21 protein-coding genes are annotated in these 23203 nt (G+C 66.2%); 9 read left to right on the forward strand and 12 right to left on the reverse strand.

Annotation, left to right across the window (positions count from 1 at the left end; translation table 11 throughout):
• Nucleotides 1-66: 66 nt before the first annotated feature.
• From A6723_RS07750 to A6723_RS07765, 4 genes are read left to right on the forward strand one after another with little or no spacing between them, the layout of a single operon-like run.
• Nucleotides 67-1365, forward strand: a complete 1299-nt coding sequence (locus A6723_RS07750) for an MdtA/MuxA family multidrug efflux RND transporter periplasmic adaptor subunit (protein ID WP_054908930.1) — start codon at nt 67-69, stop codon at nt 1363-1365.
• Complete coding sequence (locus A6723_RS07755) at nt 1362-4484, forward strand: MdtB/MuxB family multidrug efflux RND transporter permease subunit (RefSeq protein WP_054908931.1); 3123 nt, start codon at nt 1362-1364, stop codon at nt 4482-4484. Before A6723_RS07750 ends, A6723_RS07755 begins: the two co-directional genes overlap by 4 nt.
• The gene (locus A6723_RS07760) at nt 4484-7600 is read left to right on the forward strand and encodes a multidrug efflux RND transporter permease subunit (protein ID WP_054908932.1); all 3117 of its coding nucleotides are present in this window, start codon (nt 4484-4486) and stop codon (nt 7598-7600) included. The genes A6723_RS07755 and A6723_RS07760 overlap by 1 nt, the downstream gene beginning before the upstream one ends.
• Before the next feature lie 26 nt (nt 7601-7626).
• Nucleotides 7627-9084, forward strand: a complete 1458-nt coding sequence (locus A6723_RS07765; RefSeq protein WP_371914047.1) for an efflux transporter outer membrane subunit — start codon at nt 7627-7629, stop codon at nt 9082-9084.
• Between the two features lie 7 nt (nt 9085-9091).
• Here A6723_RS07765 and A6723_RS07770 read toward each other — a convergent pair whose 3' ends face one another.
• The 7 genes from A6723_RS07770 to A6723_RS07800 all read right to left on the reverse strand — a co-directional run bounded on the left by A6723_RS07770 (nt 9092) and on the right by A6723_RS07800 (nt 12990).
• Nucleotides 9092-9385: a hypothetical protein gene (locus A6723_RS07770; RefSeq protein ID WP_054908934.1), complete on the reverse strand. Its 294-nt coding sequence runs from the start codon at nt 9383-9385 to the stop codon at nt 9092-9094.
• Between the two features lie 32 nt (nt 9386-9417).
• A complete protein-coding gene (locus A6723_RS07775; RefSeq protein ID WP_054908935.1) occupies nt 9418-10011 on the reverse strand; it encodes a C40 family peptidase in 594 nt (197 codons plus the stop codon).
• A gap of 146 nt (nt 10012-10157) precedes the next feature.
• Nucleotides 10158-10817, reverse strand: coding sequence for a C40 family peptidase (locus A6723_RS07780; protein ID WP_054908936.1), 660 nt, complete (start codon nt 10815-10817; stop codon nt 10158-10160).
• Between the two features lie 117 nt (nt 10818-10934).
• Complete coding sequence (locus A6723_RS07785) at nt 10935-11360, reverse strand: VOC family protein (RefSeq protein ID WP_054908937.1); 426 nt, start codon at nt 11358-11360, stop codon at nt 10935-10937.
• A 20-nt stretch (nt 11361-11380) separates the two neighbouring features.
• Complete coding sequence (locus A6723_RS07790; protein ID WP_054908938.1) at nt 11381-11842, reverse strand: hypothetical protein; 462 nt, start codon at nt 11840-11842, stop codon at nt 11381-11383.
• 93 nt (nt 11843-11935) lie between these two features.
• Nucleotides 11936-12259: an antibiotic biosynthesis monooxygenase gene (locus tag A6723_RS07795; RefSeq protein WP_054908939.1), complete on the reverse strand. Its 324-nt coding sequence runs from the start codon at nt 12257-12259 to the stop codon at nt 11936-11938.
• A complete protein-coding gene (locus A6723_RS07800; RefSeq protein ID WP_054908940.1) occupies nt 12256-12990 on the reverse strand; it encodes a hypothetical protein in 735 nt (244 codons plus the stop codon). Before A6723_RS07800 ends, A6723_RS07795 begins: the two co-directional genes overlap by 4 nt.
• A 108-nt stretch (nt 12991-13098) precedes the next feature.
• On the opposite strand from A6723_RS07800, the gene A6723_RS07805 reads away from it, so the two are divergent.
• Nucleotides 13099-13971, forward strand: coding sequence for a LysR family transcriptional regulator (locus tag A6723_RS07805; RefSeq protein ID WP_024762292.1), 873 nt, complete (start codon nt 13099-13101; stop codon nt 13969-13971).
• 46 nt (nt 13972-14017) lie between these two features.
• Here the strand turns inward: A6723_RS07805 and A6723_RS07810 are convergent, their stop codons facing one another.
• Complete coding sequence (locus A6723_RS07810; RefSeq protein WP_024762291.1) at nt 14018-14392, reverse strand: hypothetical protein; 375 nt, start codon at nt 14390-14392, stop codon at nt 14018-14020.
• 221 nt (nt 14393-14613) lie between these two features.
• Between A6723_RS07810 and A6723_RS07815 the strand changes: the two genes are divergently transcribed.
• Nucleotides 14614-14952 (forward strand): I78 family peptidase inhibitor, encoded by a 339-nt coding sequence (locus A6723_RS07815; protein WP_054908941.1) that lies wholly within the window; start codon nt 14614-14616, stop codon nt 14950-14952.
• Between the two features lie 68 nt (nt 14953-15020).
• On the opposite strand, the gene A6723_RS07820 is transcribed toward A6723_RS07815, so the two are convergent.
• Nucleotides 15021-15278: a hypothetical protein gene (locus tag A6723_RS07820; protein ID WP_054908942.1), complete on the reverse strand. Its 258-nt coding sequence runs from the start codon at nt 15276-15278 to the stop codon at nt 15021-15023.
• Nucleotides 15279-15420: 142 nt separating this feature from the next.
• A complete protein-coding gene (locus tag A6723_RS07825) occupies nt 15421-16344 on the reverse strand; it encodes a LysR family transcriptional regulator (protein WP_054908943.1) in 924 nt (307 codons plus the stop codon).
• A gap of 122 nt (nt 16345-16466) precedes the next feature.
• Here A6723_RS07825 and A6723_RS07830 point away from each other — a divergent pair, with 122 nt between their 5' ends.
• A complete protein-coding gene (locus A6723_RS07830) occupies nt 16467-17216 on the forward strand; it encodes a 3-oxoacyl-ACP reductase family protein (protein WP_054908944.1) in 750 nt (249 codons plus the stop codon).
• A gap of 31 nt (nt 17217-17247) precedes the next feature.
• Here A6723_RS07830 and A6723_RS07835 read toward each other — a convergent pair whose 3' ends face one another.
• Both A6723_RS07835 and A6723_RS07840 read right to left on the reverse strand, forming a co-directional pair.
• Nucleotides 17248-18336 (reverse strand): FUSC family protein, encoded by a 1089-nt coding sequence (locus tag A6723_RS07835; protein ID WP_054908945.1) that lies wholly within the window; start codon nt 18334-18336, stop codon nt 17248-17250.
• Nucleotides 18337-18414: 78 nt separating this feature from the next.
• On the reverse strand, nt 18415-19851 hold the full coding sequence (locus A6723_RS07840; protein WP_064979600.1) for a glycosyltransferase family 39 protein: 1437 nt from the start codon (nt 19849-19851) through the stop codon (nt 18415-18417).
• Nucleotides 19852-19969: 118 nt separating this feature from the next.
• Between A6723_RS07840 and A6723_RS07845 the strand changes: the two genes are divergently transcribed.
• Complete coding sequence (locus A6723_RS07845) at nt 19970-21043, forward strand: metallophosphoesterase (RefSeq protein ID WP_082450810.1); 1074 nt, start codon at nt 19970-19972, stop codon at nt 21041-21043.
• 91 nt (nt 21044-21134) lie between these two features.
• Nucleotides 21135-23198, forward strand: coding sequence for a bifunctional diguanylate cyclase/phosphodiesterase (locus tag A6723_RS07850; RefSeq protein ID WP_054910131.1), 2064 nt, complete (start codon nt 21135-21137; stop codon nt 23196-23198).
• Nucleotides 23199-23203 lie beyond the last annotated feature (5 nt).

The following is a 23203-nucleotide window of genomic DNA, read 5'->3' on the forward strand; positions in this document are numbered from 1 at the left end:
CTTATCGTTCAGCCTCGCTATTCTCACTTTTTGCGTGAAGCCCTCTTTTCAACAAGACAGAGCCCCATGACTGCAAGCAACGGATCGCCCTCCAAACTCCGCAAACTGCGCCCCTGGCTTATCACGGCACTGCTGTTCGCCGCCGTGGTGGGGCTGATCATGTGGCTGCACTCGACCTCCACTGGCGCACCGGCGGCCCAGGGCGGGCGCGGCGGCCGGCCGGGGCCGGGGCAGATGGCCACGGGGCAGGGCGGTACGGCGGTGACCGTCAGCGTCGCGCCGGTGGTCAAGGGCGACCTGCCGGTTCACTACCATGCATTGGGCACGGTGACTGCCTACAACACCGTCAACGTGCGCGCGCGGGTCAGCGGCCAACTGGTCAAGGTGCCGTTCCAGGAAGGCCAGGAAGTGAAGGCCGGCGATGTGCTCGCGGTGATCGACCCGCGTCCGTTCCAGGCCGCGCTGGACCAGGCCCAGGGCACCCTGCTGCAGAACCAGGCGCAACTGAAGAACGCGCAGATCGACCTCGCCCGCTACAAGGGCCTGTACGCCGAGGACTCCATCGCCAGGCAGACCCTGGACACCCAGGAAGCCCAGGTGCGCCAGTACGAGGGCACCCTGAAGACCAACCAGGGCCAGGTCGCCGACGCCAAGCTCAACCTCGAATTCACTCAGGTGCGCGCGCCCATCGCCGGCCGCGTCGGCCTGCGCCAGGTGGACGTGGGTAACCTGGTCACTTCCGGCGACACCACGCCGCTGGTGGTCATCACCCAGGTCAAGCCGATCTCCGTGGTCTTCAGCCTGCCCCAGCAGCAACTGGGCACCGTCGCCCGCGAACTCTACAGCGGCAAGCCGGTGCCGGTGGAAGCGCTGGACCGCAACCAGAACCAGACCCTCGCTACCGGTGTACTGAAGACCCTGGACAACCAGATCGACACCACCACCGGCACGGTCAAGCTCAAGGCCGGTTTTGAGAACGACGACCACAAGCTGTTCCCCAACCAGTTCGTCAACGTGCGCCTGCTCGCCGAGACCCTGCCGGGCGTGCTGACCATCCCGGCCAACGCCGTGCAGCGCGGCAACGACGGCACCTACGTGTACCTGGTGGGCGAGGAGAACAAGGCCAAGCGCCAACTGGTCACCCTCGGCACCAGCGAGAGCGAGCGCGTGGTGGTTACCGAGGGTCTTAAAGAAGGTGACCGCGTCGTCGTCGAAGGCACCGACCGCCTGCGCGAAGGTACCCGCATGACCATCGCCGCCTCTGCCGAGAAGGCCCGCGCCGCTGCGGGAGAGGAAGCCGACAAGTCCACCGCCAAGCCGTTCGGCTCGGATGCTCCGGTCCAGGACAGCGGTAAGAGCGAATGAACCCGTCCCGCCTGTTCATCCTGCGGCCGGTCGCCACCACGCTCCTGATGGTGGCGATCCTGCTGTCGGGGATCATCGCCTACCGGTTCCTGCCGATCTCGGCGCTGCCGGAGGTGGATTACCCGACCATCCAGGTGGTGACTCTGTATCCCGGCGCCAGCCCGGACATCATGACCTCCTCGGTGACCGCGCCGCTGGAGAACCAGCTGGGGCAGATTCCCGGCCTCAACGAGATGTCCTCCACCAGCTCCGGCGGTGCTTCGGTGATCACCCTGCAGTTCAGCCTGCAGATCAACCTGGATGTGGCCGAGCAGGAAGTCCAGGCGGCGATCAACACCGCGCAGAGCCTGCTGCCCAAGGACCTGCCGAACCAGCCGGTGTACAGCAAGGTGAACCCGGCGGATGCGCCGATCCTGACGCTGGCGGTGATGTCCCCGGACATGCCTCTGCCGCAGATCCAGGACCTCGTGGACACGCGCCTTGCGCAGAAGATTTCGCAGATTTCCGGCGTCGGCCTGGTCAGCATCAGCGGCGGCCAGCGCCCCGCGGTGCGCATCCGCGCCAACCCCGGCGCGTTGGCGGCAGCCGGCCTGAGCCTGCAGGACCTGCAGACCACCGTCACCAACAACAACCTAAACGGCCCCAAGGGCAGCTTCGACGGCCCGACTCGCTCATCGACCCTGGACGCCAACGACCAGCTCAAGTCCGCCGACGCCTACCGCGACCTGATCATCGCCTACAAGAACGGCTCGCCACTGCGCGTGCGTGACGTGGCGAGCGTGGAGGACGACGCCGAGAACGTGCGCCTGGCTGCCTGGGCCAATACCTCGCCGGCCGTGGTGCTGAACATCCAGCGCCAGCCGGGCGCCAACGTCATCGAGGTGGTGGACAGCATCAAGAAGATGCTCCCGCAACTGCAGGCAACCCTGCCCGGCAGCCTCGAAGTGTCGGTGCTGACCGACCGCACCACGACCATCCGTGCTTCGGTGGCGGACGTGCAGTTCGAGCTGTTCCTCGCCGTCTGCCTGGTGGTGATGGTCACCTTCCTGTTCCTGCGCAATATCTCCGCGACGCTGATCCCCAGCTTCGCCGTGCCGCTGTCGCTGATCGGCACCTTCGGCGTGATGTACCTGGCCGGCTTCTCGATCAACAACCTGACGCTGATGGCACTGACCATCGCCACCGGCTTCGTGGTGGACGACGCCATCGTCATGGTGGAGAACATCGCCCGCTACCTGGAGCAGGGCGACCCGCCGCTGGAAGCCGCGCTCAAGGGCTCGAAGCAGATCGGCTTCACCATCATCTCGCTGACCTTCTCGCTGATCGCCGTGCTGATCCCGCTGCTGTTCATGGGCGATGTGGCCGGCCGACTGTTCCGCGAATTCGCCATCACCCTGGCGGTGGCGATTCTCATATCGGGCTTCGTTTCCCTGACCCTGACGCCGATGCTCAGCGCCAAGCTGCTGCGCCACGTCGAGCCGGAGAAGGAAGGGCGCTTCGCCCGCGCCGCCGGGCGCTTCATCGACAACCTGATCGAGCGCTACGCGGCGGCCCTGCGTGTGGTGCTGCGTCACCAGCCGCTGACCCTGCTGGTAGCCATTGCCACCGTGGTACTCACCGCGCTGCTGTATATCTTCATGCCCAAGGGCTTCTTCCCGATCCAGGACACCGGTGTGATCCAGGGCATCGCCGAAGCGCCGCAGTCGATTTCCTTCCAGGCCATGGCGGGCCGCCAGCAGGAGCTGGCGAAGATCGTGCTGCAGGACCCGGCGGTGGAAAGCCTGTCGTCCTTCATCGGCGTCGACGGCACCAACGCCACGCTCAACACCGGGCGCCTGCTGATCAACCTCAAGCCCCACGCCGACCGCGACGTGACCGCCAGCGAGGTGATCCACCGCCTGCAGCCGGAACTGGACCAGATCACCGGCATCAAGCTGTACATGCAGCCGGTGCAGGACCTGACCATTGAGGACCGCATCGCCCGGACGCAGTACCAGTTCACCCTGCAGGATGCCGACCCGGACGTCCTCGCCGACTGGGTGCCACGCCTGGTGGATCGCCTGCAGCAATTGCCGGAGCTGGCCGACGTGGCCACCGACTGGCAGGACAAGGGACTGCAGGCCTATATCAACATCGATCGCGACACCGCCTCGCGCCTGGGCGTGAGCCTGTCGAACATCGACAGCGTGCTGTACAACGCCTTCGGCCAGCGGCTGATCTCCACCATCTTCACCCAGGCCACGCAGTACCGCGTAGTGCTGGAAGTGGCGCCGGAGTTCCAGATCGGCCCGCAGTCGCTGGAGAACCTCTACGTGCCATCCAGCGACGGCACCCAGGTGCGCCTGTCGAGCCTGGCCAAGGTGGAGGAGCGCCACACCCTGCTGGCGGTCAACCACATCGCCCAGTTCCCGGCGGCGACCATCTCCTTCAACCTGGCTAAGGGCGTCGCCCTGGGTGAGGCGGTGCAGGCGATCCGCGACGTCGAGGCGCAGATGGAAATGCCCGTCAGCCTGCAGGGCAGCTTCCGTGGCGCAGCGCAGGCGTTCGAGGCCTCGCTGTCCAACACCCTGCTGCTGGTGCTGGCGTCCATCGTCACCATGTACATCGTGCTGGGCATCCTCTACGAGAGCTTCATCCACCCGGTGACCATCCTTTCCACGCTGCCCTCGGCGGGCGTGGGCGCGCTGCTGGCGCTGATGCTGTCGGGCCAGGACATCGGCATCGTCGCGATCATTGGCATCATCCTGCTGATCGGCATCGTCAAGAAGAACGCGATCATGATGATCGACTTCGCCCTGGACGCCGAACGCAACGAGGGCAAGCCGCCCCATGAAGCGATCTACCAGGCGTGCCTGCTGCGCTTCCGGCCGATCCTGATGACCACCATGGCCGCGCTGCTCGGCGCACTGCCGCTGATGCTCGCCGGCGGCGCTGGCGCCGAACTGCGCCAGCCGCTGGGCATCACCATGGTCGGCGGCCTGCTGGTCAGCCAACTGCTGACACTGTTCACCACGCCGGTGATCTACCTGTACTTCGACCGCCTCGCCGCGCGCTGGGCAGCCTGGCGTGGCCGTCACGGCCTCGACGTGAACAGCATCGACCCGGCGGAGCGCACCTGATGGGCGGCCTCTCGCGCCTGTTCATCCTGCGCCCGGTCGCCACCTGCCTGCTGACCCTGGCGCTGATGCTGGCCGGCGCGCTGTCGTTCAGCCTGCTGCCGGTAGCGCCGCTGCCCAACGTCGACTTCCCGACCATCATGGTGCAGGCCACCTTGCCGGGCGCCAGCCCGGAGACCATGGCTTCCACCGTGGCGACGCCGCTGGAGCGCTCCCTGGGACGCATCGCCGGGGTTACCGACATGACCTCCAGCAGCTCCCTGGGCAACACCACCATCATCGTGCAGTTCGACCTGTCCAAGGACATCGACGGCGCGGCGCGCGAGGTGCAGTCGGCAATCAACGCGGCGATGAGCCTGCTGCCCACCGGCATGCCGAACAACCCGACGTACCGCAAGGCGAACCCGTCGGACATGCCGATCATGATCCTCACGCTGACCTCGGACACCTACACTCGCGGCGAGATGTACGACCTGGCCTCGACCATCGTCTCGCCCAAGCTCGCGCAGGTGAAGGGTGTGGGCCAGGTGAGCATCGGCGGCTCATCGCTGCCGGCAGTGCGCGTCGATGTGAATCCGGACCAGCTCAGCCACTACGGCATCTCGCTGGATACCGTGCGCAACGCGATCAACAACACCAACGCCGACGGGCCCAAGGGCTCGCTGGAGTTCGGCGAGCGCCATTGGCAGGTGGATTCCAACGACCAGCTGCGCAAGGCCAGCGAGTACGCCCCGCTGATCGTCCACTACAACGCCGAAACCGGCGCGGCGGTGCGCCTGAAGGACGTCGCCAAGGTCACCGATTCGGTGGAGGACATCCGCAACGCCGGCTTCTCCGACGACCTGCCGGCGGTGCTGCTGATCATTACCCGGCAGCCCGGCGCGAACATCATCGAAGCCACCGATGCCATCCACGAGCAGTTGCCGATCATCCAGGATGTGCTCGGCCCGCAGGTGAAACTGTCGGTGATGGACGACCGCAGCCCGTCGATCCGCTCCTCGCTGGAAGAGGCCGAACTGACCCTGATCATCTCCGTGGTGCTGGTGATCCTGGTGGTCTACCTGTTCCTGCGCAACGGCCGCGCCACGCTGATCCCCAGCCTCGCGGTACCGGTGTCGCTGGTGGGGACCTTCGCGGTCATGTACCTGTGCGGCTTCTCGCTGAACAACCTGTCGCTGATGGCGCTGATCATCGCCACCGGCTTCGTGGTGGACGACGCCATCGTCGTGGTGGAGAACATCGCCCGGCGCATCGAGGAGGGCGACCCGCCGATCCAGGCCGCCATCCGCGGCGCACGGGAAGTGAGCTTCACCGTGCTGTCGATGACCCTGTCGCTGGTGGCGGTGTTCATCCCGCTGCTGCTCATGGGCGGCATCACCGGGCGGCTGTTCCGCGAGTTTTCGGTGACGCTGGCGGCTGCAATCCTGGTGTCGCTGGTGGTCTCCCTGACGCTGACGCCGATGCTCTGTGCGCGTCTGCTCAAGCCTGTCGAGCGAGGGCCGAAGAAGGCCTCGGTGGAGCGCCAGAGCAACCGATTCTTCGTCGCCTTCATGCAGCGCTACCGCGCCAGCCTGAGCTGGGCGCTGGAGCATTCGCGGCTGATGGTGGTGATCATGCTCGGCTGCATCGCGCTGAACCTCTACCTGTTCGTGGTGGTGCCCAAGGGCTTCCTGCCGCAGCAGGATTCCGGGCGCCTGCGCGGCTTCGCGGTGGCCGACCAGAGCATCTCGTTCCAGGCGCTGGACAAGAAGATGGCGCAGTTCCGCAAGATCCTCTCCGAGGACCCGGGCGTGGAGAACGTGGTGGGCTTCGTCGGCGGCGGCAAATGGCAGTCGAGCAACACCGGCTCGTTCTTCGTCACACTCAAGGACATCACCGAGCGCGACTCCGCCGAAACCATCGTCAACCGGCTGCGCAAGAAGCTGGCGCAGGTGCCTGGCGCCAACCTGTTCCTGGTCGCCGGCCAGGACGTGCGCATCGGCGGCCGCCAGGGCAACGCGCAGTACGACTTCACCCTGCGCAGCGATGACCTGAACCTGCTACGCGAGTGGGCGCCGAAGGTCGAGGCAGCGATGAACAAGGTGCCGCAGATCGTCGACGTGAGCAGCGACGCCCAGGACAAGGGCGTGCAGAGCCGCCTGGTGATCGACCGCGACCGCGCGGCAAGCCTGGGGGTGAACGTCGCCGAGGTGGATGCGGTACTGAACAACTCCTATGGCCAGCGCCAGGTTTCGACCATCTTCAACCCGCTGAACCAGTACCACGTGGTGATGGAAGTCGCCCAGCCGTACCAGGAGACGCCCGAGGAGCTGCGCCAGGTCTACGTGATCAACAGCGAGGGCGAGCGCATTCCGTTGTCGGCCTTCACCCACATCGAGCCGAGCCGTGCGCCGCTGGAGGTCAACCACCAGGGCCAGTTCGCCGCGACGACCTTCTCGTTCAACCTGGCCCAGGGCGCGCAGATCGGTCCGGCCCGCGACGCGATCCTGGCGGCGGTGGAACCCATCCACCTGCCGATGGAAATCCAGGCCACCTTCGAAGGCAACGCCGGCGCGGTGCAGGACACGCAGAACGACATGCCCTGGCTGATCCTGCTGGCGCTGGTGTCGGTGTACATCGTGCTGGGCATCCTCTACGAGAGCTATGTTCATCCGCTGACCATCCTCTCGACGCTGCCCTCGGCAGGCGTCGGCGCGCTGCTCACGCTGATGCTGTTCCGCACCGAGCTGTCGCTGATCGCGCTGATCGGGGTGATCCTGCTGATCGGCATCGTGAAGAAGAACGCCATCATGATGATCGACTTCGCCCTCGACGCCGAGCGCAGCCTCGGCCTGTCGCCGCGGGACGCGATCCTGGAAGCGGCGATGAAGCGCTTCCGGCCGATCATGATGACCACCCTGGCAGCCATCCTCGGCGCGCTGCCGCTGATCTTCGGCATCGGCGGCGATGCCGCGCTTCGCCGCCCGCTGGGCATGACTATCGTTGGCGGCCTGATCGGCAGTCAGTTGCTGACCCTCTACACCACCCCCGTCGTCTACCTCTACCTCGACCGCCTGCGCCATTGGGTCAACAAGAAGCGCGGCGTGCGCACCGATGGCGCCCTGGAGACACCCGTATGATCCGCTCCCGTTCCCTTCTTTCTCCGATGGCGGCCCTGGCGCTGGCCGTGGCCCTGGCCGGTTGCGCCATCGGCCCGGACTACCAGCGCCCCGAGCTGACGGTGCCCGCCAGCTTCAAGGAGGGCGAGGGCTGGCAGCTGGCGAAGCCGCAGGACGGCTTCAACCACGGCGCCTGGTGGGAGCTGTACGGTGATGCCACGTTGAATGACCTGCAGACCCGCCTGGTCGCCGCCAACCAGACCCTGGCGCAGTCGGTCGCGTCCTACCGCCAGGCCCAGGCGCTGGCCAAGGGAGCGCGCTCATCATTCTTCCCCACCATCAGCGCAGACGTCGGCAAGACCCGTTCCGGGCAAGGCACCGGCAGCGGCGGCAGCGTGCGGCTGCCGGACGGTTCCACCGTCAGCAGTGGCGGCGGCAGCAGTTCTATCAGCAACAGCTACTCGGCAAGCCTCGGCGTGAGCTGGGAGCTGGACCTGTGGGGCAAGTTGCGTCGCCAGTTGGAGGCAGACAATGCAAGCATGGACGCCAGTGCGGCGGACCTGGCCAATTCGCGACTTTCGCTGCAGTCGCAGCTGACCCAGAACTACCTGCAACTGCGCGTGATGGACCAGCAGATCAAGCTGCTCAACGACACGGTCACGGCTTACCAGCGCTCGCTCAAGCTCACCGAGAACCAGTACAACGCCGGCATCGTCACCAAGGCCGACGTCGCCCAGGCGCGCACCCAGCTGAAAAGCACCGAGGCCCAGGCCATCGACCTGAAATACCAACGTGCGCAACTGGAGCACGCCATTGCCGTGCTGGTCGGCGTGCCGCCGGCGCAGTTCAGCCTGGCTGCCGTGGATGCGGTGCCGAGCCTGCCGAATGTGCCGGCGCTGCTGCCGTCGGAGATACTGCAGCGCCGCCCGGACGTGGCCTCGGCCGAGCGCCAGGTGATCTCCGCCAACGCCAAGATCGGCGTGGCCAAGGCTGCCTGGTTCCCCGACCTGACCCTCACCGCCGCTGGCGGCTATCGCAGCGGCAGTTTCCAGAACTGGATCGAGACGCCCAACCGCTACTGGTCCATTGGCCCGCAGTTCGCCATGACGCTGTTCGACGGCGGGCTGATCGCCTCCCAGGTCGAGCAGGCCGAGGCGAGCTACGACCAGACGGTGGCCAACTACCGTCAGACCGTGCTGGACAGCTTCCGCGAGGTCGAGGACTACATGGTCCAGCTCAAGGTGCTGGAAGAGGAGAGTGGCGTGCAGCAGGAAGCGCTGGACTCCGCCCGCGAGGCGCTGCGCCTGACCACCAACCAGTACAAGGCCGGAACCATCGACTACAGCAACGTGGTCACCACCCAGACCAGCGCGCTGTCCAACGAAAGGACGCTGCTGACCCTGACCGGCAGCCGTCTGACCGCCAGCGTGCAGCTGATCGCCGCGCTCGGCGGCGGTTGGGATGCGGCGAAGATCGCCGAGGAAGGGCAGGCGACGCGGGACTGAGCCCGCGTCAGTCTTCGATCAGTGCGCTGAGGGGGATCCGGAAGCGGTTTTCCCCATCCAGCGACTTGATTCCACGAGGTTGGGCGGTGCTGACCAGGGCCGTGCCATCCAGGCGCTCCAGCACTTCGCAGTCGATCTGGCCCATGGCCGGGAGACGATCATCCTGGGCGGGCGTACGCAGGCGCGCCCGTGGTTTGAGAAAGCGCCAGTCGCGCCCGCACGCGTCGATCAGACGACATTCCGCCCATCCCGGAAAGCACTCTTCGGTGTAGCGCACTATTTCGACCAGCAGGCTGGGCATTGTTGTGGAGGTCCTGTGGTGGAAATTGAATGTCAACCGTTGAAGCGGCGGGCGGTGGTGAAGCTGCGTTCCCAGTAGTCGTTGTTCAGTGAGTCCATGCGGATTCGCTCGCCAGTGCTCGGGGCGTGGATGAACAGGTTGTTGCCGATGTACAACCCGACGTGGTTGACATCGCCCCGCCCGTTGCGGTTGAAGAACACCGCATCGCCGGGTTTGAGCTCGCCACGGCTGACCCGCTTGCTGCCACTCTCGATCATTTCACCGGTGGTTCGCGGCAGTTGCATGTCCGCCTCGGTACGGAACAGGTAGACCAGCAGGCCGCTGCAGTCGAAGCCGCTGGCCACGCTGGTGCCGCCCCAGCGGTAGGGCATGCCGATCAGTTCGCGGGCACGCGTGACCACACGGGAATTGGTGCTCACCCTGGCCTTGTACGGGCTGGCGCTGGGTAGCCGTTTGGCTCCCGTGTGCAGGCGAACGACATTGCGATTGGGCAAATTGCTGTGCGCGGCGTGAACGAGCTTCGCACTGGCTTTATGGGGTGGCGTGCTCTTGGCGTCGCGGGCCGAGGCCAGCGGAGAGGAGAGGGCGAACAGCAGCGCTGTGCTCAGGAGAATCAGGGGGCGCATGATGGGGCACGTCAGATGACTGGTAAGCGAAACGGGGCGCTATCTTAGGAATCTCCCTGAATGGATGAACGTGGGGATACTGCAAAGTGCCGTAAGGTTTTTCTGATTAGGTGATCCTGAGTGACTCGGTTCTGCAGTGCCACGCGTTACCCGCTGAAGCGTCGCGCAGTGGTGTAGCTGCGGCTCCAGTAGCTGTTGTCCAGTGAGTCGATGCGGATGGTCTTGCCGGTTCGCGGCGCGTGGATGAAACGGTCGTCGCCGATGTACAGGCCCACGTGGCTGGCGCTGCCGCCGCCGTTGTGGTTGAAGAACACCGCGTCGCCGGGTTGCAGTTCGTCGCGGCTGACTTCGTTCTGGCGCTGGGCAATCATTGAGTGGGTGGTGCGCGGCAGCTTGCGGTTGGCGATGCTGCGGTAGAGATAGACGAGCAGACCGCTGCAGTCGAAGCCGTTTTCCTCGCTTTCACCCCCCCAGCGGTAGGGCGTGCCGATCAGTTCGTGGGCGCGCTCGACGATGCGCGAGGTGTCTACCGGGCTGAATTGCCGGCTGCCCCTGTCGTGCGCACGGGAGGCCAGGGCCGCGGCGCTTCGTTGGTGCATCTGTGAGAATTCCCCGCTGCGCTGCAGGCGATGGACCACGCCGCGCTGCTCGTCGTCGCGCGAAGCGTGGCCCGCGGGCGAGAAGCTCCGGTCGATGGCGGCGTTTTCGTAGCGACGCCAGTCCGGGGCGTCGTACTCATCTGCCAGGGCGATGGACGCACCCAGGGTGCAGAACAGGTAAAACGGAAGCCAGCGGATGGGGCGCACGTCGGGTCACCTCAGGGTGATGCAGTGGAGACGGGCGTTATCCTAGGAACTGGCTGTCAGGTGCTATGTAGGAGATTTCCACATGGCATGAAGGCGATTTCCATGCCTGACCAGCGGTCAAGAAGCGAACAGCTGGCCGATATCCTTGAACGACTTGAACTCCAGGGCATTGCCGCAAGGGTCGAAGAAGAAGAACGTCGCCTGTTCGCCCACCTGCCCCTGGAAGCGCACGTGGGGCTCGATGACGAACTGCGTGCCGTGCTCGCGCAGGCGTTGCGCCAGGCGCTCCCAGTCCTCCCAGTCCAGCACCACGCCGAAGTGCGGCACTGGCACATCGTGGCCGTCCACGGCATTGGTGTGCGCGGCTGCCTGGCTGGCGGTGCGTGGGTGCTGGTGGATCACCAACTGGTGGCCGAAAAAGTCGAAATCCACCCACTGCGCACTACTGCGACCTTCGCCGAGGCGCAGTACTTCGCCATAGAAGCGCCGTGCCAGCGCCAGGTCGTAGACGGGGATGGCCAGGTGGAAGGGCGATAGGGCCATGGACGTGCTCCTTGTCGGGCTCAGGCCGGTACGGCCAGCAGGCGGGTGATGGTGGCCTTGGCCGCGCTTATCTGGCCTTCGCGGGCGAGGCGGGTGAATTCCAGCAGGGCATGTTCGTGCTCGGCGAGCTCATCGAGGATGTCGCGGTCATCGTCGTCGCCATCATCGGCCAGGCTGTCATAGCGCTGGACGTAAGGCTCCACCAGCACTTCGAGTTTCTCCAGGGTCTGCGTCCAGTCGAGCCCGAGCCAGTCGGCGGCGCGTTGCCGGCCCTGGGCGGCGGCGTGGGCGGTATCGCCCAGCGGCAGGCCGTGGCGCTGCAGCAGGCGCGCCATGCGCAGGCCGGTCTGGCGCTCCAGTCGCGCCAGCAGGAGCATCGAGGATGCCCCCTCCGGCAGTTGCTCGGCCAGGCCGAGGAAGAAGTTTTCGCCGCGGACTTCGCCCAGGTAGGCGGCCTGCAGTTCACTGGCTTGTCGGTGCATGCGTCGGTCCCCCTTTGCTGAATGGGGACCAGCCTAGACGATGTGTGCGGGGCATCGAACCCGGCATGTCGTGTCTGGGCCAGAACGGGTCGCTCAGCGTTCGAAACCGTACTCGCGCTCGACCCGGCTGATGCGCACGCGGAAGGCGCTGTACCAGTCGCGGCGGCCGGCCTGCTGCGCCATGCGGTGCTCACCCTGCTGCTTCCAGCTGCGGATGGCGGCTTCGTCGCGCCAGTAGGACACAGTGATGCCCAGGCCATCGGCACCCCGTGCGGACTCTACGCCGAGGAAACCGTCCTGCTGCGCCGCCAGTTCGAGCATGCGCTCGGCGGTGGCGCCGTAGCCTTCGTCCAACTCGGTACGGTAGGAAGTGAAGGTTACGGCGTAGTACGGCGGTTGCGGTGTGCTGGCGATCATGCGGGACTCCCGATTCGGCTGGATTGATGGCGGAACGCGGCGGACAGGAGCGCCTCGGCCAACGGTACGGCGATGCCGGCCAGGGCCTTGCGCTCGGGTTGGAACAGGGTGGCGACGAAAAACGGATGGTCGGCGGCTTCCAGCGCGCGGATGCTGTCGTCCTCGCCGTGGGCGCAGGCGCGTAGCGAGCCGCCGAACAGGGCGTCCTGGAACTCGGGGTTCACGCCGTAGCTGCAGCGGTAACCTTCACGAATCTCCGGCAGCCCATAGATGGCCGCCAGGTTCGAACCGGGCGTGAGACGAATGGTCTCGCTGACTTCCAGCAGGGAGCAGGGCAATGCATGCACTACCTGTTGCGCTGCCTCCGGCTCCAGTTCGCCATGGGCCGCGTCGCTCCAGCCCAGTACATGGCGAGCGCGCTCCAGCAGGGCGTGCTGGAAGCCACCGCAGGTGCCGAGGAAAGGCACCTCGCGTTCGCGGGCAAAGCGGATCGCACGCAAGGCACCTTCGGTATTCAGGTAGGGGCTGCCGGGGATGCACCAGAAGCCCGAGTACGCTTCCAGTTCCAGGCCTTCGGCGAGGCGCGGGGTATCCAGCCAGTCCACGCGCAAGGTGCCCGAGTGCGGCAGCAGCGATTGCTGCAAGGCCAGGGGTATCGCCCAGTGGGCAGTGACGCGGCTGTTGCGGTCGCCGATCAGGCCGATCCGCAGTGTTTTGCGACGTTTTCCCATCTGTTGTTCCCCCCGGCGTCGTGGCCCATTGGCGGGCCCATGGGAGGCAATTTATAGTTGCGCAGGCGCAATCGAAAATGGGCGGTTGCGCAACCTTGGAGTGCGTCGATGCAATACCGTCTGGAATACGCCGATCTCGCCCTGGTGCTGGCGCTGGTGCGCGGGGGCAGCCTTGCCCGTGCCTCGGAATTGCTCGAGGTAGACGTTTCCACCGTATTCCGTGCCGTGCGCAGGCTGGAGAAGGCGTTGGGTACCGCGTTGTTCGAGAAGGGCCGCAACGGCTACCTGGCGACCGCCACCGCACAGCAACTGGCGACCCAGGCGGAACTGGCCGAGCAGGCGCTGGAAGCGGCACGCCTGGGGCTGGAGCAGGGGCATGACGTGCTCAGTGGCACCGTGCGCCTGACCTGCTCCGACACCGTGCTGCAGGGCCTGCTCCTGCCTGCCCTGGCGCGCTTCATGAAGCGCTACCCGGCACTTAACCTGGAGCTGACCACCTCCAACGCCTTCGCCAACCTCAGTCGCCGCGATGCCGACATCGCCCTGCGTTTGACCAATGCGCCGCCGGAGCATCTGGTGGGACGCAAGCTGGGTGAGGTGCATTACGTCCTCTGCGCCCATCGCGATTACCTGGCCGAGCAGGGCGAACGTCCCTGGCAGGAAATGAGCTGGATCGCCCCGGATGACTTTCTACCCGACCACTCCAGCGTCGCCTGGCGCCGCCAGGCTTACCCCTCGGTGCTGCCGGCCTACCGCTGCAACAGCATGCTGTCGGTGCTGGACCTGTGCCGCGCGGGCCTGGGGTTGGCGGCGCTGCCGGCGTTCCTGCTGCGCCCGGACGACGGTTTGCAGGTGCTGGAGCCGGAACTGCCCGGCTGCAGTATCCATCTCTGGCTGCTGACCCGGCCGGACTGTCGCGCCTTGCGGGCGGTAGTGACGTTGTTCGAGGAACTGGCCGGCAGCATTCGCCTGCCGGCCTGAATGAAAGACCCCGCCAGGAGGCGGGGTCTTTTGTCTGTAATAGCCATTACCAGTGACGGTAGTGTCCCGGCGGGCCGTAGTAGCCAGGGCCGTAATAGCGTGGCGGACCATAGTAGCGGGGCGGCCCGTAGTAACGCGGGCCCGGAACCACCACCACCGGGCGGTAGACCGGCTGGTAGACGGGTTGGTAGACCGGCGCCGGTTGGTAGTACACCGGCTGCGGCGGGTAGTAGGCCACCGGGGGCGGCGGAGCGTAATAGGGCGCTGGCGCGGGTTGCGAGCCGGCAACCACTGCACCCCCGACAACGGCACCGACCACGGCGCCGATGGCGGCGGCATCAGTGTTGCTGTTGGCCGCGGCCTGACCAGCGAGGGCGAGGCCAGCGCAGAGCAGGGCGATCTGGGGGAGACGGTGAAGCATGATGCACCTCCTGAGGAACCCGGCGAGGATCCCGGTATCTATGAGACATCTGCCCCGAGAGTTTTGTAACGGCTCTGGTGTAAAGGTTGTGTAAATGGCACTGCGTGGCTCTGCGACGGGCTTTGCGTGCAGCAGCTTGCAATACATCCACGCGCCGCCTCGGCCTCACGGCTGGTAAGGTGGCGGTTTTTCGCGCTTAGAACAGAACAGGGAGACCATTCATGCCCTCGAACCCCAGATCCTTGAACCGCGCTCTGCTGGCGCTTCTGGCGGCAGCCGCGCTGGCCGGCTGCAGCTCCAAGGATGCTTCGTCCGATGCCGCGCAGCCGGCGGCGGACAATCCGCCGGCCCTGACCGGCACCTGCAACGCCAAGGCGGTGCAGTCGATCGTCGGCAAGGTCGTCACCCCGACCCTGACCGAGGAAGCCCGCCGTGACGCGGGCGCCAGCGTCGCCCGTGTGCTCACCCCGCACCAGCCGGTGACCATGGAATACAACTCGCAGCGCCTGAACATCGACGTTGATGACAACCAGGTGGTGAAGCAGGTCTCCTGCGGCTGATTGCATTCCAATGGGTTGTACCCATGAAAAAGCCCCGCCTAGGCGGGGCTTTTCGTTTCCGGCCGCGATCAGCGGTTGGCCGGCTTGTGGATCACCCGCAATGCCTGGGTGGTCTGGTTGACGCATTCCTCGTAATTGCCAGCCTTCTTCGCTTCCTCGGCCTTGGCAATGTACTCGTGGACCACGTTCACCTTGACGCCGGTGGCGTTGGTGCTGGCGGTCTTGAGGAAGTCGTTGAGTTGCTGCAGGTTGCCGTCGCACAGCGCGCTATCGGCGAATGCCGGGACGGAAAACACCATGGCCAGGAGCAGAGCGTACTTTTTCATGCAGGTTCTCCTTGCATCTCGAATGTCGAATCGAAGAAATTCGAAATTACGTTAGCTTGCTAACAATCGACAAGCGTTTACCCCGCGAATTCATTTCATTTCTGACGCTAGTCAGGAAAAGCCCGATCGTCCGTGTCGTCGGTCAGATGGCGCTGAACTTCCGCTCCAGGCCCTGGCTGCGAAAATGCTCGATCACGTAGTCGACGAATACCCGAGTCTTCGCCGGCAGCAACTTCTGGGCGGCGTAGTAGAGCGCGGTGTTGCCAGCGTCCACGTACCAGTCCGGCAGCACGCGCACCAAACGGCCGCTATCGAGGTACGGCACCGCGTGCTGCATGCTTACCAGGGTGACTCCCAGGCCCATCAAGGCGGCCACGCAGGCGGCTTCCGGGTCGCTGAAGGTCATGCGCTCCTTCAATGAAATCGGTGCCTGGGCCTGCTGGCGGTTGGTCAGTGGCCAGGGGCGCACGCGGCCGGTCTGCGGCGAGCGGATGCGGATGCCGTCATGGCTGGGCAGGTCCGAGGGGTAACGGATCGCCGGGCGTCCGTCGAGGTAGGCGGGCGCGGCCAGCAGCACCAGGTGTGCCGGGCACAGCTTGCGCGCCACCACGCCGGGCGGCAGCTCGAAGCCGCCGCCGATGGCTGCGTCGAAGCCTTCGGCGATGAGGTCGACCTGGCGGTTGTCGAAGTGCCAGTCCGGACGTATCGCCGGGTAGCGGCCGAGGAAGTCCCCCAGCAGCGGCAGGATGTAGTCGCGGCCGAACACCAGTCCCATGCTGACTTTCAGCGCCCCGCTGGGCTGGCCATCGGCGCTGGCCAGGTTGGCGATGGCGCTTTGCAGGCTGGCCAGGCCGCCGCTGGCTTCCTCGAGAAAACGCTCGCCGGATTCGGTCAGGGTCAGGCTGCGGGTACTACGCTGGAACAGCCGGACGCCCAGGTTGTTCTCCAGCCGCGCCACGTTCTTGCTCACCGCCGCCGGCGTGAGCCCCAGGCGTCGCGCGGCGGCGGCAAAGCTGCCGGCCTCGGCGCTGCGGACGAAGCATTCGATACTGATCAGGCTTTCCATGGGTGGTATTCCGGACGTTTGGTATCGACTGAATATAGCGATTACTGGCTACCGGGTCAGGAGTGCGAGCGCGAAACTGGCCCTGTCGAACTTACTCCCCCACTGATTCCTGGAGACACGAAATGACCACCACTCAAACCCTCGCCGGCAAAGTCGCTTTCGTACAGGGCGGCTCCCGCGGCATTGGCGCCGCCACCGTGCAGCGCCTGGCTCGTGAAGGCGCTGCCGTGGCCTTCACCTACATCAGCTCGGCGCAGAAGGCCGAAGACCTCGCCGCCAGCATCGAAGCCGCCGGCGGACGTGCTCTGGCGCTGCAAGCCGACAGCGCGGATGCCGCGTCCGTGCAGCAGGCCATCGACACCGCCGCCCAGCGCTTTGGCGGTATCGACATCCTGGTGAACAACGCCGGCGTACTGGCCATCGCCCCGGTCGAAGAGTTCAGCCTGGAAGACCTCGACCGCACCCTGGCGGTGAACGTGCGCAGCGTTTTCGTCGCCACCCAGGCCGCCGCGCGGCACATGGGGCAGGGCGGGCGCATCATCACCATCGGCAGCACCAACGCCGACCGCATGCCCTTTGGCGGCGGCGCCGTCTATGCCATGAGCAAGTCGGCTATCGTCGGCCTGACCAAGGGCCTGGCCCGTGACCTCGGCCCGCGCGGCATCACCGTGAACAATGTGCAGCCCGGCCCGGTGGACACCGACATGAACCCGGCCGACAGCGACTTCGCGGCATCCCTGATGGACCTGATGGCGGTCGGCCGTTATGGCCGTGCAGAAGAAGTCGCGGCCTTCGTTGCCTACCTGGCGGGCCCGGAAGCCGGCTACATCACCGGCGCCAGCCTGACCATCGACGGCGGCTTCGGCGCCTGATGGGCTCCTGGTCACCGCAGCGCGGCCAGGCTCAGGCCCGGTCGCGGCTCTGGATGTTCCAGTGTTCGGAGGTGCTGGCGAGTTTTTCCGAGAGCATCTCCACCTGTTCGTAGAGGCGCAGGGTCAGCCAGTAGAAGCCCTGCTTCTCGAAGGAGTCGGTCAGGTTGTGCGGCCGCGCCGGCAGGTTGTCCAGGCCCTGGCAGGCCTGGACCAGCTTGCTGGTGCGGCTGAACTTCAGGGCGTGGGCCGATTGCAGCAACAGGCGTCCGATGATCTGCCGGTGCGTGTCGAGGCTGGCAGGTACCGGTTCTATCTCCCCGGCCTGGGCCGCGAACTGCCGCGAGGCGATCAGCGATTCCAGGGTGCCCATGATGGCGCGATGGATGCGCTGGAGGATCTCCAGCTCGCGCAGTGGCATGCCGGTCTCCCGAGATACTGGCCCCAGGTGGGCACGCGAAGCCACGAGTCGATGGTCCAGCTCTTCCAGCTGGCGGGCGAAATGCTCGGCGGTAAAGTCGTGGTTGGACGATAACTGTCCGTACATCTGCGCGCAGGCGCGCAGGTTGTCCGAGAGCAGGTAGCGCCAGACGTAGACCGCCCGCAACGGGTAGATCTGCGAGAAGACCAGGGCCACCGCGACACCGATCAACACGTTGGCCGAGCGCCACAACCCTTCGGTAAAGCCGGTCTCGCCGGGGCCGGCGACAATGCACATGGTGATCCCCGCCAGCAGCGCGACGTAGCCGGGACGGCGGATCGCGTAGAAGGCCGAAGCCGCGCCCAGCACCGACATCACCAGGTAGGTGAGGGTGAGCGAGCGCGTGCGGTCGTAAACCGCGATAACGCACAGACCCAGTGCCGCACCAGCCAGGGTGCCGAGCACCCGTTCGTAGGACTTGCCGCGGATCGTCCCCTGGTGCACCAGCCCGCCCATCACCACCAGCACTGTCACCGAGGCCCAGAGTCCATGTGGCAGTTTCAGCGCGCTGGTCAGCAGCATCGAGGCGAGCAGGGCGAGGCCGACGCGCACGCAATGGATCCAGGCGGCGTAGCGATAGCGGGTGTAGGGATTGGCCAGGCGGCGGAACGGCAAGGTCAGGATCGAGGGTTGCTTCGCCAAGGGAAGCGGCTCCTGTGCGGACGGCGGCGATGCAGCAAGGTTAGCCGGTCCCGGCCGGAACGGCCGGCCCTGGGTCAATCATCTCGAGGACTGCTGGCCGACGAAGTAGTAGTCGCGTTCGCCCACTCGGAAGTGCTGCAGCACGCTCAGCGGCGCCTGTGGCACGGTTTGGCTTTCCAGCAGGGCGATGTGTTGGTCGGGTTGGCCGAGGAAGGTCGTCAGTTCCTCGCTGGTCTGCAGGGCCGGCAGCAGGCTGCGGCTGTAGAACACGCCGGCGCCGGCCAGGCGCTCGCTGGGCTGGTACAGCGCCACTTGGCGCCCGAGCATCTGGTACTGGTGAATCTGCTCGGTCAGCGGCAGGAAGGATTCCTTCAGATCGGCGCGGGGTTCGACCCATATCGCGTACCCCAGGTAGCAGGCGGGTACCAGCAACGCCAGGGACACGGCGGCACGGCGCATCCACTGCGAGGCCCGGGCATGCCAGCGCGTTAGCAGGAGGTGACCGAACTCGGCGGCGATCACCGCCGCTGCCGGGGCCAGCGCCATCAGGTAGACCATGCGCTTGCTGGAGGCGAAGCTGAGCAGGGCGAACTGTGCCGCCAGCCACAGGCAGAAGAATAGCAGGTAGCGGTCCCGCGCCAGGCGTTTGCGCAGGTGCCAGAGCCCGAGGTAGAGCAGGATGTTCCACGGCAGAAAGGCCTGCGGCAGACGCACCAGGTAGTAGTAGAAGGGTTCGAAATGCCCGGCTTCGCTGAACGAGCCGCTGAAGCGGCCGACGCTGTTGGTCCAGAGGATTTCCTGCAGGGCCGCAGACCCGCCATCGTGATAGAGGAACAACAGCCAGGCCAGCAGCGGAAGCAGGCCCGGCAGTGTCCACAGCAGCGGTCGCAGCCAGGTGGAAATTTCCAGGCGGCGCCGCGCCAGGCTGTCCCACAGCAGGCAGGCGAAGATCACCACCCCCGGCAGCGCCAGGCCCAGTACGCCCTTGCTCAGGGTGGAGAGGGCGATCCCCGCGGCGAACGCCAGCCAGTGCCCGGTGCGCCCCGGTGGCCTGAGCCAGGCCTGCAGGAAGGACAACAGCGCCAGGGTTACGCCCAGCGTGAGCAGGGCGTCTTCGCCCACCTGGCGTGCATTGGCCCAGAAACTCGCCAGGGTCATCAGCATCAGCGCGGCGAGCAGCGCGAGCGTCGCGGGCCGGCCGATGCGCCGGAGTGCGCCGTAGAGCAACAGCACGCAGAACAGCCCGGCAAATGCCGAGGCCAGCCGCACGGACAAGGTGGTCGGACCGAACAGTTGGATGGCGGCAACGTCCAGCCACAGGCTCAGTGGCGGCTTTTCCAGGAACGGCTGGCCGTTCAGGCGCGGCGTCACCCAGTCCTGATCCAGGTGCATTTCCATCGCGATGCCCGCCACCCTGGGTTCGGTGGAGCCCTGCAGCTGGTGGTTGCCCAGCGCGCAGAAAAACAGCAGGCCGCCCAGCACGAGCAGGAGGAGTAGATGGCGGCGCTGGTACATGGCGGATCCCGGGCAGGGGGTTTGAGCCTGCATGTATAGGCGACATTTCGTTAACGCGAAATTAACCTTCTCGGTGTTTCACTGCGCCCTTCACCCGGTACTCCCCTGGGGGGTCGCCATGTCCGCTCGCCTGCCTGGTTCCCGCGTTACCCCGGCCCCTCGTTTGCGCCGGCGTTATCTATTGCTGGCTTTGTTGGTGCTGATCGTCGTGGTCGGCTGCCTGGCCGGCTTCATGGTGCTGGTTCCACCGCCGCCCTATACGCCCCTGCCGGGCCAGAACCCTGCACAGGTGACCATGCTCGCTCTGGGCGACCAGGGCAGTGGCGACCTGCAGCAATGGCGCGTGGCCGAGGGCATGGAGCGTGTGGCGGAGAGTGAAGGCGGGGTGAACATGGTCCTGCTGCTGGGCGACAACTTCTACGGCAAGGCGTTGAGCGGTGTCGACGACCCGACCTGGCAACTCAAGTTCGAACGCGTCTACCACGGCCACTGGCTCAGCCATGTGCCGTTCTACGCGGTACTGGGCAATCACGACTACCCGGCCTCCGCCGCCGTCGAACTGGACTACGCCCGCCAGCGCGCGGGCTCCGGCCGCTGGCAGATGCCCGCTCCCTTCTATACGCGCGATTTCGGCGAGGCAGAGGGGCGCCCGCTGTTACGGGTCGCGTTCCTGGATACCAATGCCGACGCCGCCGGCCGCCAGCGCCAGGCAGATTTCCTGCAGGCGGCCTTCGCCCGGCCGGGGCCCGCACCGCTGTGGAAGATGGTGGTGGCACACCACGCGATCCGCAGCAGTGGCGGCAAGCACGGCGATGACGACGCATTGTTGCAGCAGTTGCTACCGGCGATGCAGCGCAGTGGGGTGGACCTCTACCTGTCCGGCCACGAGCACAACCAGGAGGTGATAGTCCGCCCTGGCGAGCCCGCCTGGCTGGTCTCCGGTGGCGGCGGCCAGACGCTCGACGGCATCAGGCCCGGTGTGCCGGCCGATGGCACCCTGTTCGCGGTCGAACAGCACGGTTTCGCACGGTTGGCCTTCAGCGCGGATCGGCTGCAGCTGGCCTACTACGACCCGCAGGGAAACCGCGAGCAGGGCTTCCTCTGGGCGCGGGCCTGCCCCTGGCTGGCCCAGGGCTGCCTGAAGCAGAACGATGTTGCCCGGTTGGCGACGAGCAGGGCCACTGGCCAGTAGTTGAGCCCTGGGGGTTTTCGCTAGAATCCCGGACTTTTGCGCGCATGGACCGCGTGCGGCCATCAGCGCTTGAGTCCATTAGAGAGCCCCCATGCTTACCGGTAGTTACGATCCCGCCCTCGTCCTGATCTCGCTGTGCGTCGCCATGCTGGCGTCCTACACCGCCCTGGACCTGGCCGGGCGCATCGCGACGACTCGCGGCTGGCCCGTGCTGCTGTGGATCGGCGGTGGCGGAGTGGCGATGGGCATCGGCGTCTGGTCGATGCACTTCATCGGCATGCTCGCTTTCAGCCTGCCGATCCCGCTGGGTTACGACCTCACCCTGACCCTGCTGTCGCTGGCCATCGCGGTGCTCAGCTCAGGCTTCGCCCTGGCGCTGGTCAGCCAGGACCGCCTGCCGCTCTGGCAACTGGTCTGCGGGGCGCTGGCCATGGGCGCCGGGATCAGCTGCATGCACTACCTGGGCATGTACGCGATGCTGATGCAGCCGGGCATCGACTACGCCCCGGCACTGTTCGGGCTTTCCCTGGCGATCGCCGTGGCGGCGTCCGGCGCCGCATTGTGGATCGCCTTCAAGCTGCGGCAGAACACCCCCTATGTGCGTCTGGCTCGCGGTGGCGCAGCGCTGGTGATGGGCCTGGCGATCGTCGGCATGCACTACACCGGCATGGCTGCGGCGCGCTTCCCCGAAGGCAGCTTCTGCGGCGCAGCCCCCAGCGGGCTGAACAGTGACTGGCTGGCATTGCTGATCATCATCGTGACCCTGGCGATCATCGGCATTGCGTTGCTCACCTCAGTGCTGGATGCGCGCCTGGAATCGCGCACGGCGCAGCTCACCTCGTCGCTGGCCCAGGCCAACCAGGAACTGACCCAGCTCGCCCTGCACGACAACCTCACCCGGCTGCCCAACCGCATCCTGCTGGAAGACCGCGTCGAACAGATGATCGGCAAGGTCCAGCGCAACGGCGGCTACTTCGCGCTGATGTTCCTCGACCTCGATGGCTTCAAGCCGGTCAATGATGCGTTCGGCCACCATGTCGGCGACCTGCTGCTCAAGGATGTGGCGCTGCGCCTGTGCGGCAACCTGCGCAGCGACGATACCGTGGCGCGCATCGGCGGCGACGAGTTCGTGGTGCTGGTGGAACTGGCCGAGGCCGAAGACGCGGTGACCGTCGCCAGCCAGCAGGTCAACCTGCTGGCCCAGCCGTTCCAGGTGGCCGGGCAGGAGCTGCGCATCGCCGCGAGCATCGGCATTGCGCTCTATCCGGGCGACGGCGGCAGCCAGCAGGAACTGCTGCGCAACGCCGACGCGGCGATGTATCACGCCAAGGGCAACGGCAAGAACGGCTACAGCTTCTTCGAGCAATCGATGAACACCAATGCGCGCAACCATCTGCAGCTATTGCACGACCTGCGCGCGGCCCTGGACCGTCGCGAGTTCATCCTGCATTACCAGCCCAAGTTCGCCGCCAGCGGCGAACCCATCGGTGCCGAGGCGCTGCTGCGCTGGCAGCATCCGCAACGCGGGCTGCTGATGCCCGATACCTTCATCGCCCTGGCCGAGCGCACCGGGCTGATCATCCCCATCGGCGACTGGGTGCTCGACGAGGCCTGCCGGCAGATGCGCGAGTGGTACCTGCAGGGCCACGAAAGCTGGCGGGTGGCGGTGAACCTCTCGGCCCTGCAGTTCTGCCATGCGGCGCTGGTGCAGTCGGTGGCCGATGCGCTGCAGCGCCACCACTTGCCGGCGCGCTGCCTGACCCTGGAAATCACCGAGACCACGGCGATGCGCGACGCCGATTCCAGCCTGGAAATACTGGGCAAGCTGTCGGAGATGGGCGTGGACCTGTCCATCGACGACTTCGGTACCGGCTACTCCAGCCTGCTGTACCTCAAGCGCCTGCCGGCCAACGAGTTGAAGATCGATCGCGGTTTCGTCCGCGACCTGGAGCAGGACAGCGACGACGCCGCCATCGTCTCGGCCATCGTCGCCCTGGGCCAGGCGCTGGATTTGCGCATCGTCGCCGAAGGGGTGGAAACCTCCGGCCAGCAGAACTTCCTCACCCGCCTGGGATGCGATTCGTTGCAGGGCTTCCTGCTCGGCAAGCCGGTGCCGGCCGAGCAATTCCTCGAGCGTCTCGGCGCTCCGGCCTGAGCGGC

The organism is Pseudomonas sp. AU11447 (assembly GCF_001672555.2).
Classification (GTDB): Bacteria; Pseudomonadota; Gammaproteobacteria; order Pseudomonadales; family Pseudomonadaceae; genus Pseudomonas; species Pseudomonas nitroreducens.

Coding starts and splice junctions, on each gene's coding strand:
- A6723_RS07770 (WP_054908934.1), bottom strand. CDS start 9,385: ATGCCCAGCCTGCTGGTCGAAATAGTGCGCTACACCGAAGAGTGCTTT.
- A6723_RS07840 (WP_064979600.1), bottom strand. CDS start 19,851: ATGTACCAGCGCCGCCATCTACTCCTCCTGCTCGTGCTGGGCGGCCTG.
- A6723_RS07760 (WP_054908932.1), top strand. CDS start 4,484: ATGGGCGGCCTCTCGCGCCTGTTCATCCTGCGCCCGGTCGCCACCTGC.
- A6723_RS07820 (WP_054908942.1), bottom strand. CDS start 15,278: ATGAAAAAGTACGCTCTGCTCCTGGCCATGGTGTTTTCCGTCCCGGCA.
- A6723_RS07785 (WP_054908937.1), bottom strand. CDS start 11,360: ATGGCCCTATCGCCCTTCCACCTGGCCATCCCCGTCTACGACCTGGCG.
- A6723_RS07805 (WP_024762292.1), top strand. CDS start 13,099: ATGCAATACCGTCTGGAATACGCCGATCTCGCCCTGGTGCTGGCGCTG.
- A6723_RS07775 (WP_054908935.1), bottom strand. CDS start 10,011: ATGCGCCCCCTGATTCTCCTGAGCACAGCGCTGCTGTTCGCCCTCTCC.
- A6723_RS07815 (WP_054908941.1), top strand. CDS start 14,614: ATGCCCTCGAACCCCAGATCCTTGAACCGCGCTCTGCTGGCGCTTCTG.
- A6723_RS07800 (WP_054908940.1), bottom strand. CDS start 12,990: ATGGGAAAACGTCGCAAAACACTGCGGATCGGCCTGATCGGCGACCGC.
- A6723_RS07750 (WP_054908930.1), top strand. CDS start 67: ATGACTGCAAGCAACGGATCGCCCTCCAAACTCCGCAAACTGCGCCCC.
- A6723_RS07810 (WP_024762291.1), bottom strand. CDS start 14,392: ATGCTTCACCGTCTCCCCCAGATCGCCCTGCTCTGCGCTGGCCTCGCC.
- A6723_RS07850 (WP_054910131.1), top strand. CDS start 21,135: ATGCTTACCGGTAGTTACGATCCCGCCCTCGTCCTGATCTCGCTGTGC.
- A6723_RS07755 (WP_054908931.1), top strand. CDS start 1,362: ATGAACCCGTCCCGCCTGTTCATCCTGCGGCCGGTCGCCACCACGCTC.
- A6723_RS07825 (WP_054908943.1), bottom strand. CDS start 16,344: ATGGAAAGCCTGATCAGTATCGAATGCTTCGTCCGCAGCGCCGAGGCC.
- A6723_RS07795 (WP_054908939.1), bottom strand. CDS start 12,259: ATGATCGCCAGCACACCGCAACCGCCGTACTACGCCGTAACCTTCACT.
- A6723_RS07790 (WP_054908938.1), bottom strand. CDS start 11,842: ATGCACCGACAAGCCAGTGAACTGCAGGCCGCCTACCTGGGCGAAGTC.
- A6723_RS07765 (WP_371914047.1), top strand. CDS start 7,627: ATGGCGGCCCTGGCGCTGGCCGTGGCCCTGGCCGGTTGCGCCATCGGC.
- A6723_RS07845 (WP_082450810.1), top strand. CDS start 19,970: ATGTCCGCTCGCCTGCCTGGTTCCCGCGTTACCCCGGCCCCTCGTTTG.
- A6723_RS07830 (WP_054908944.1), top strand. CDS start 16,467: ATGACCACCACTCAAACCCTCGCCGGCAAAGTCGCTTTCGTACAGGGC.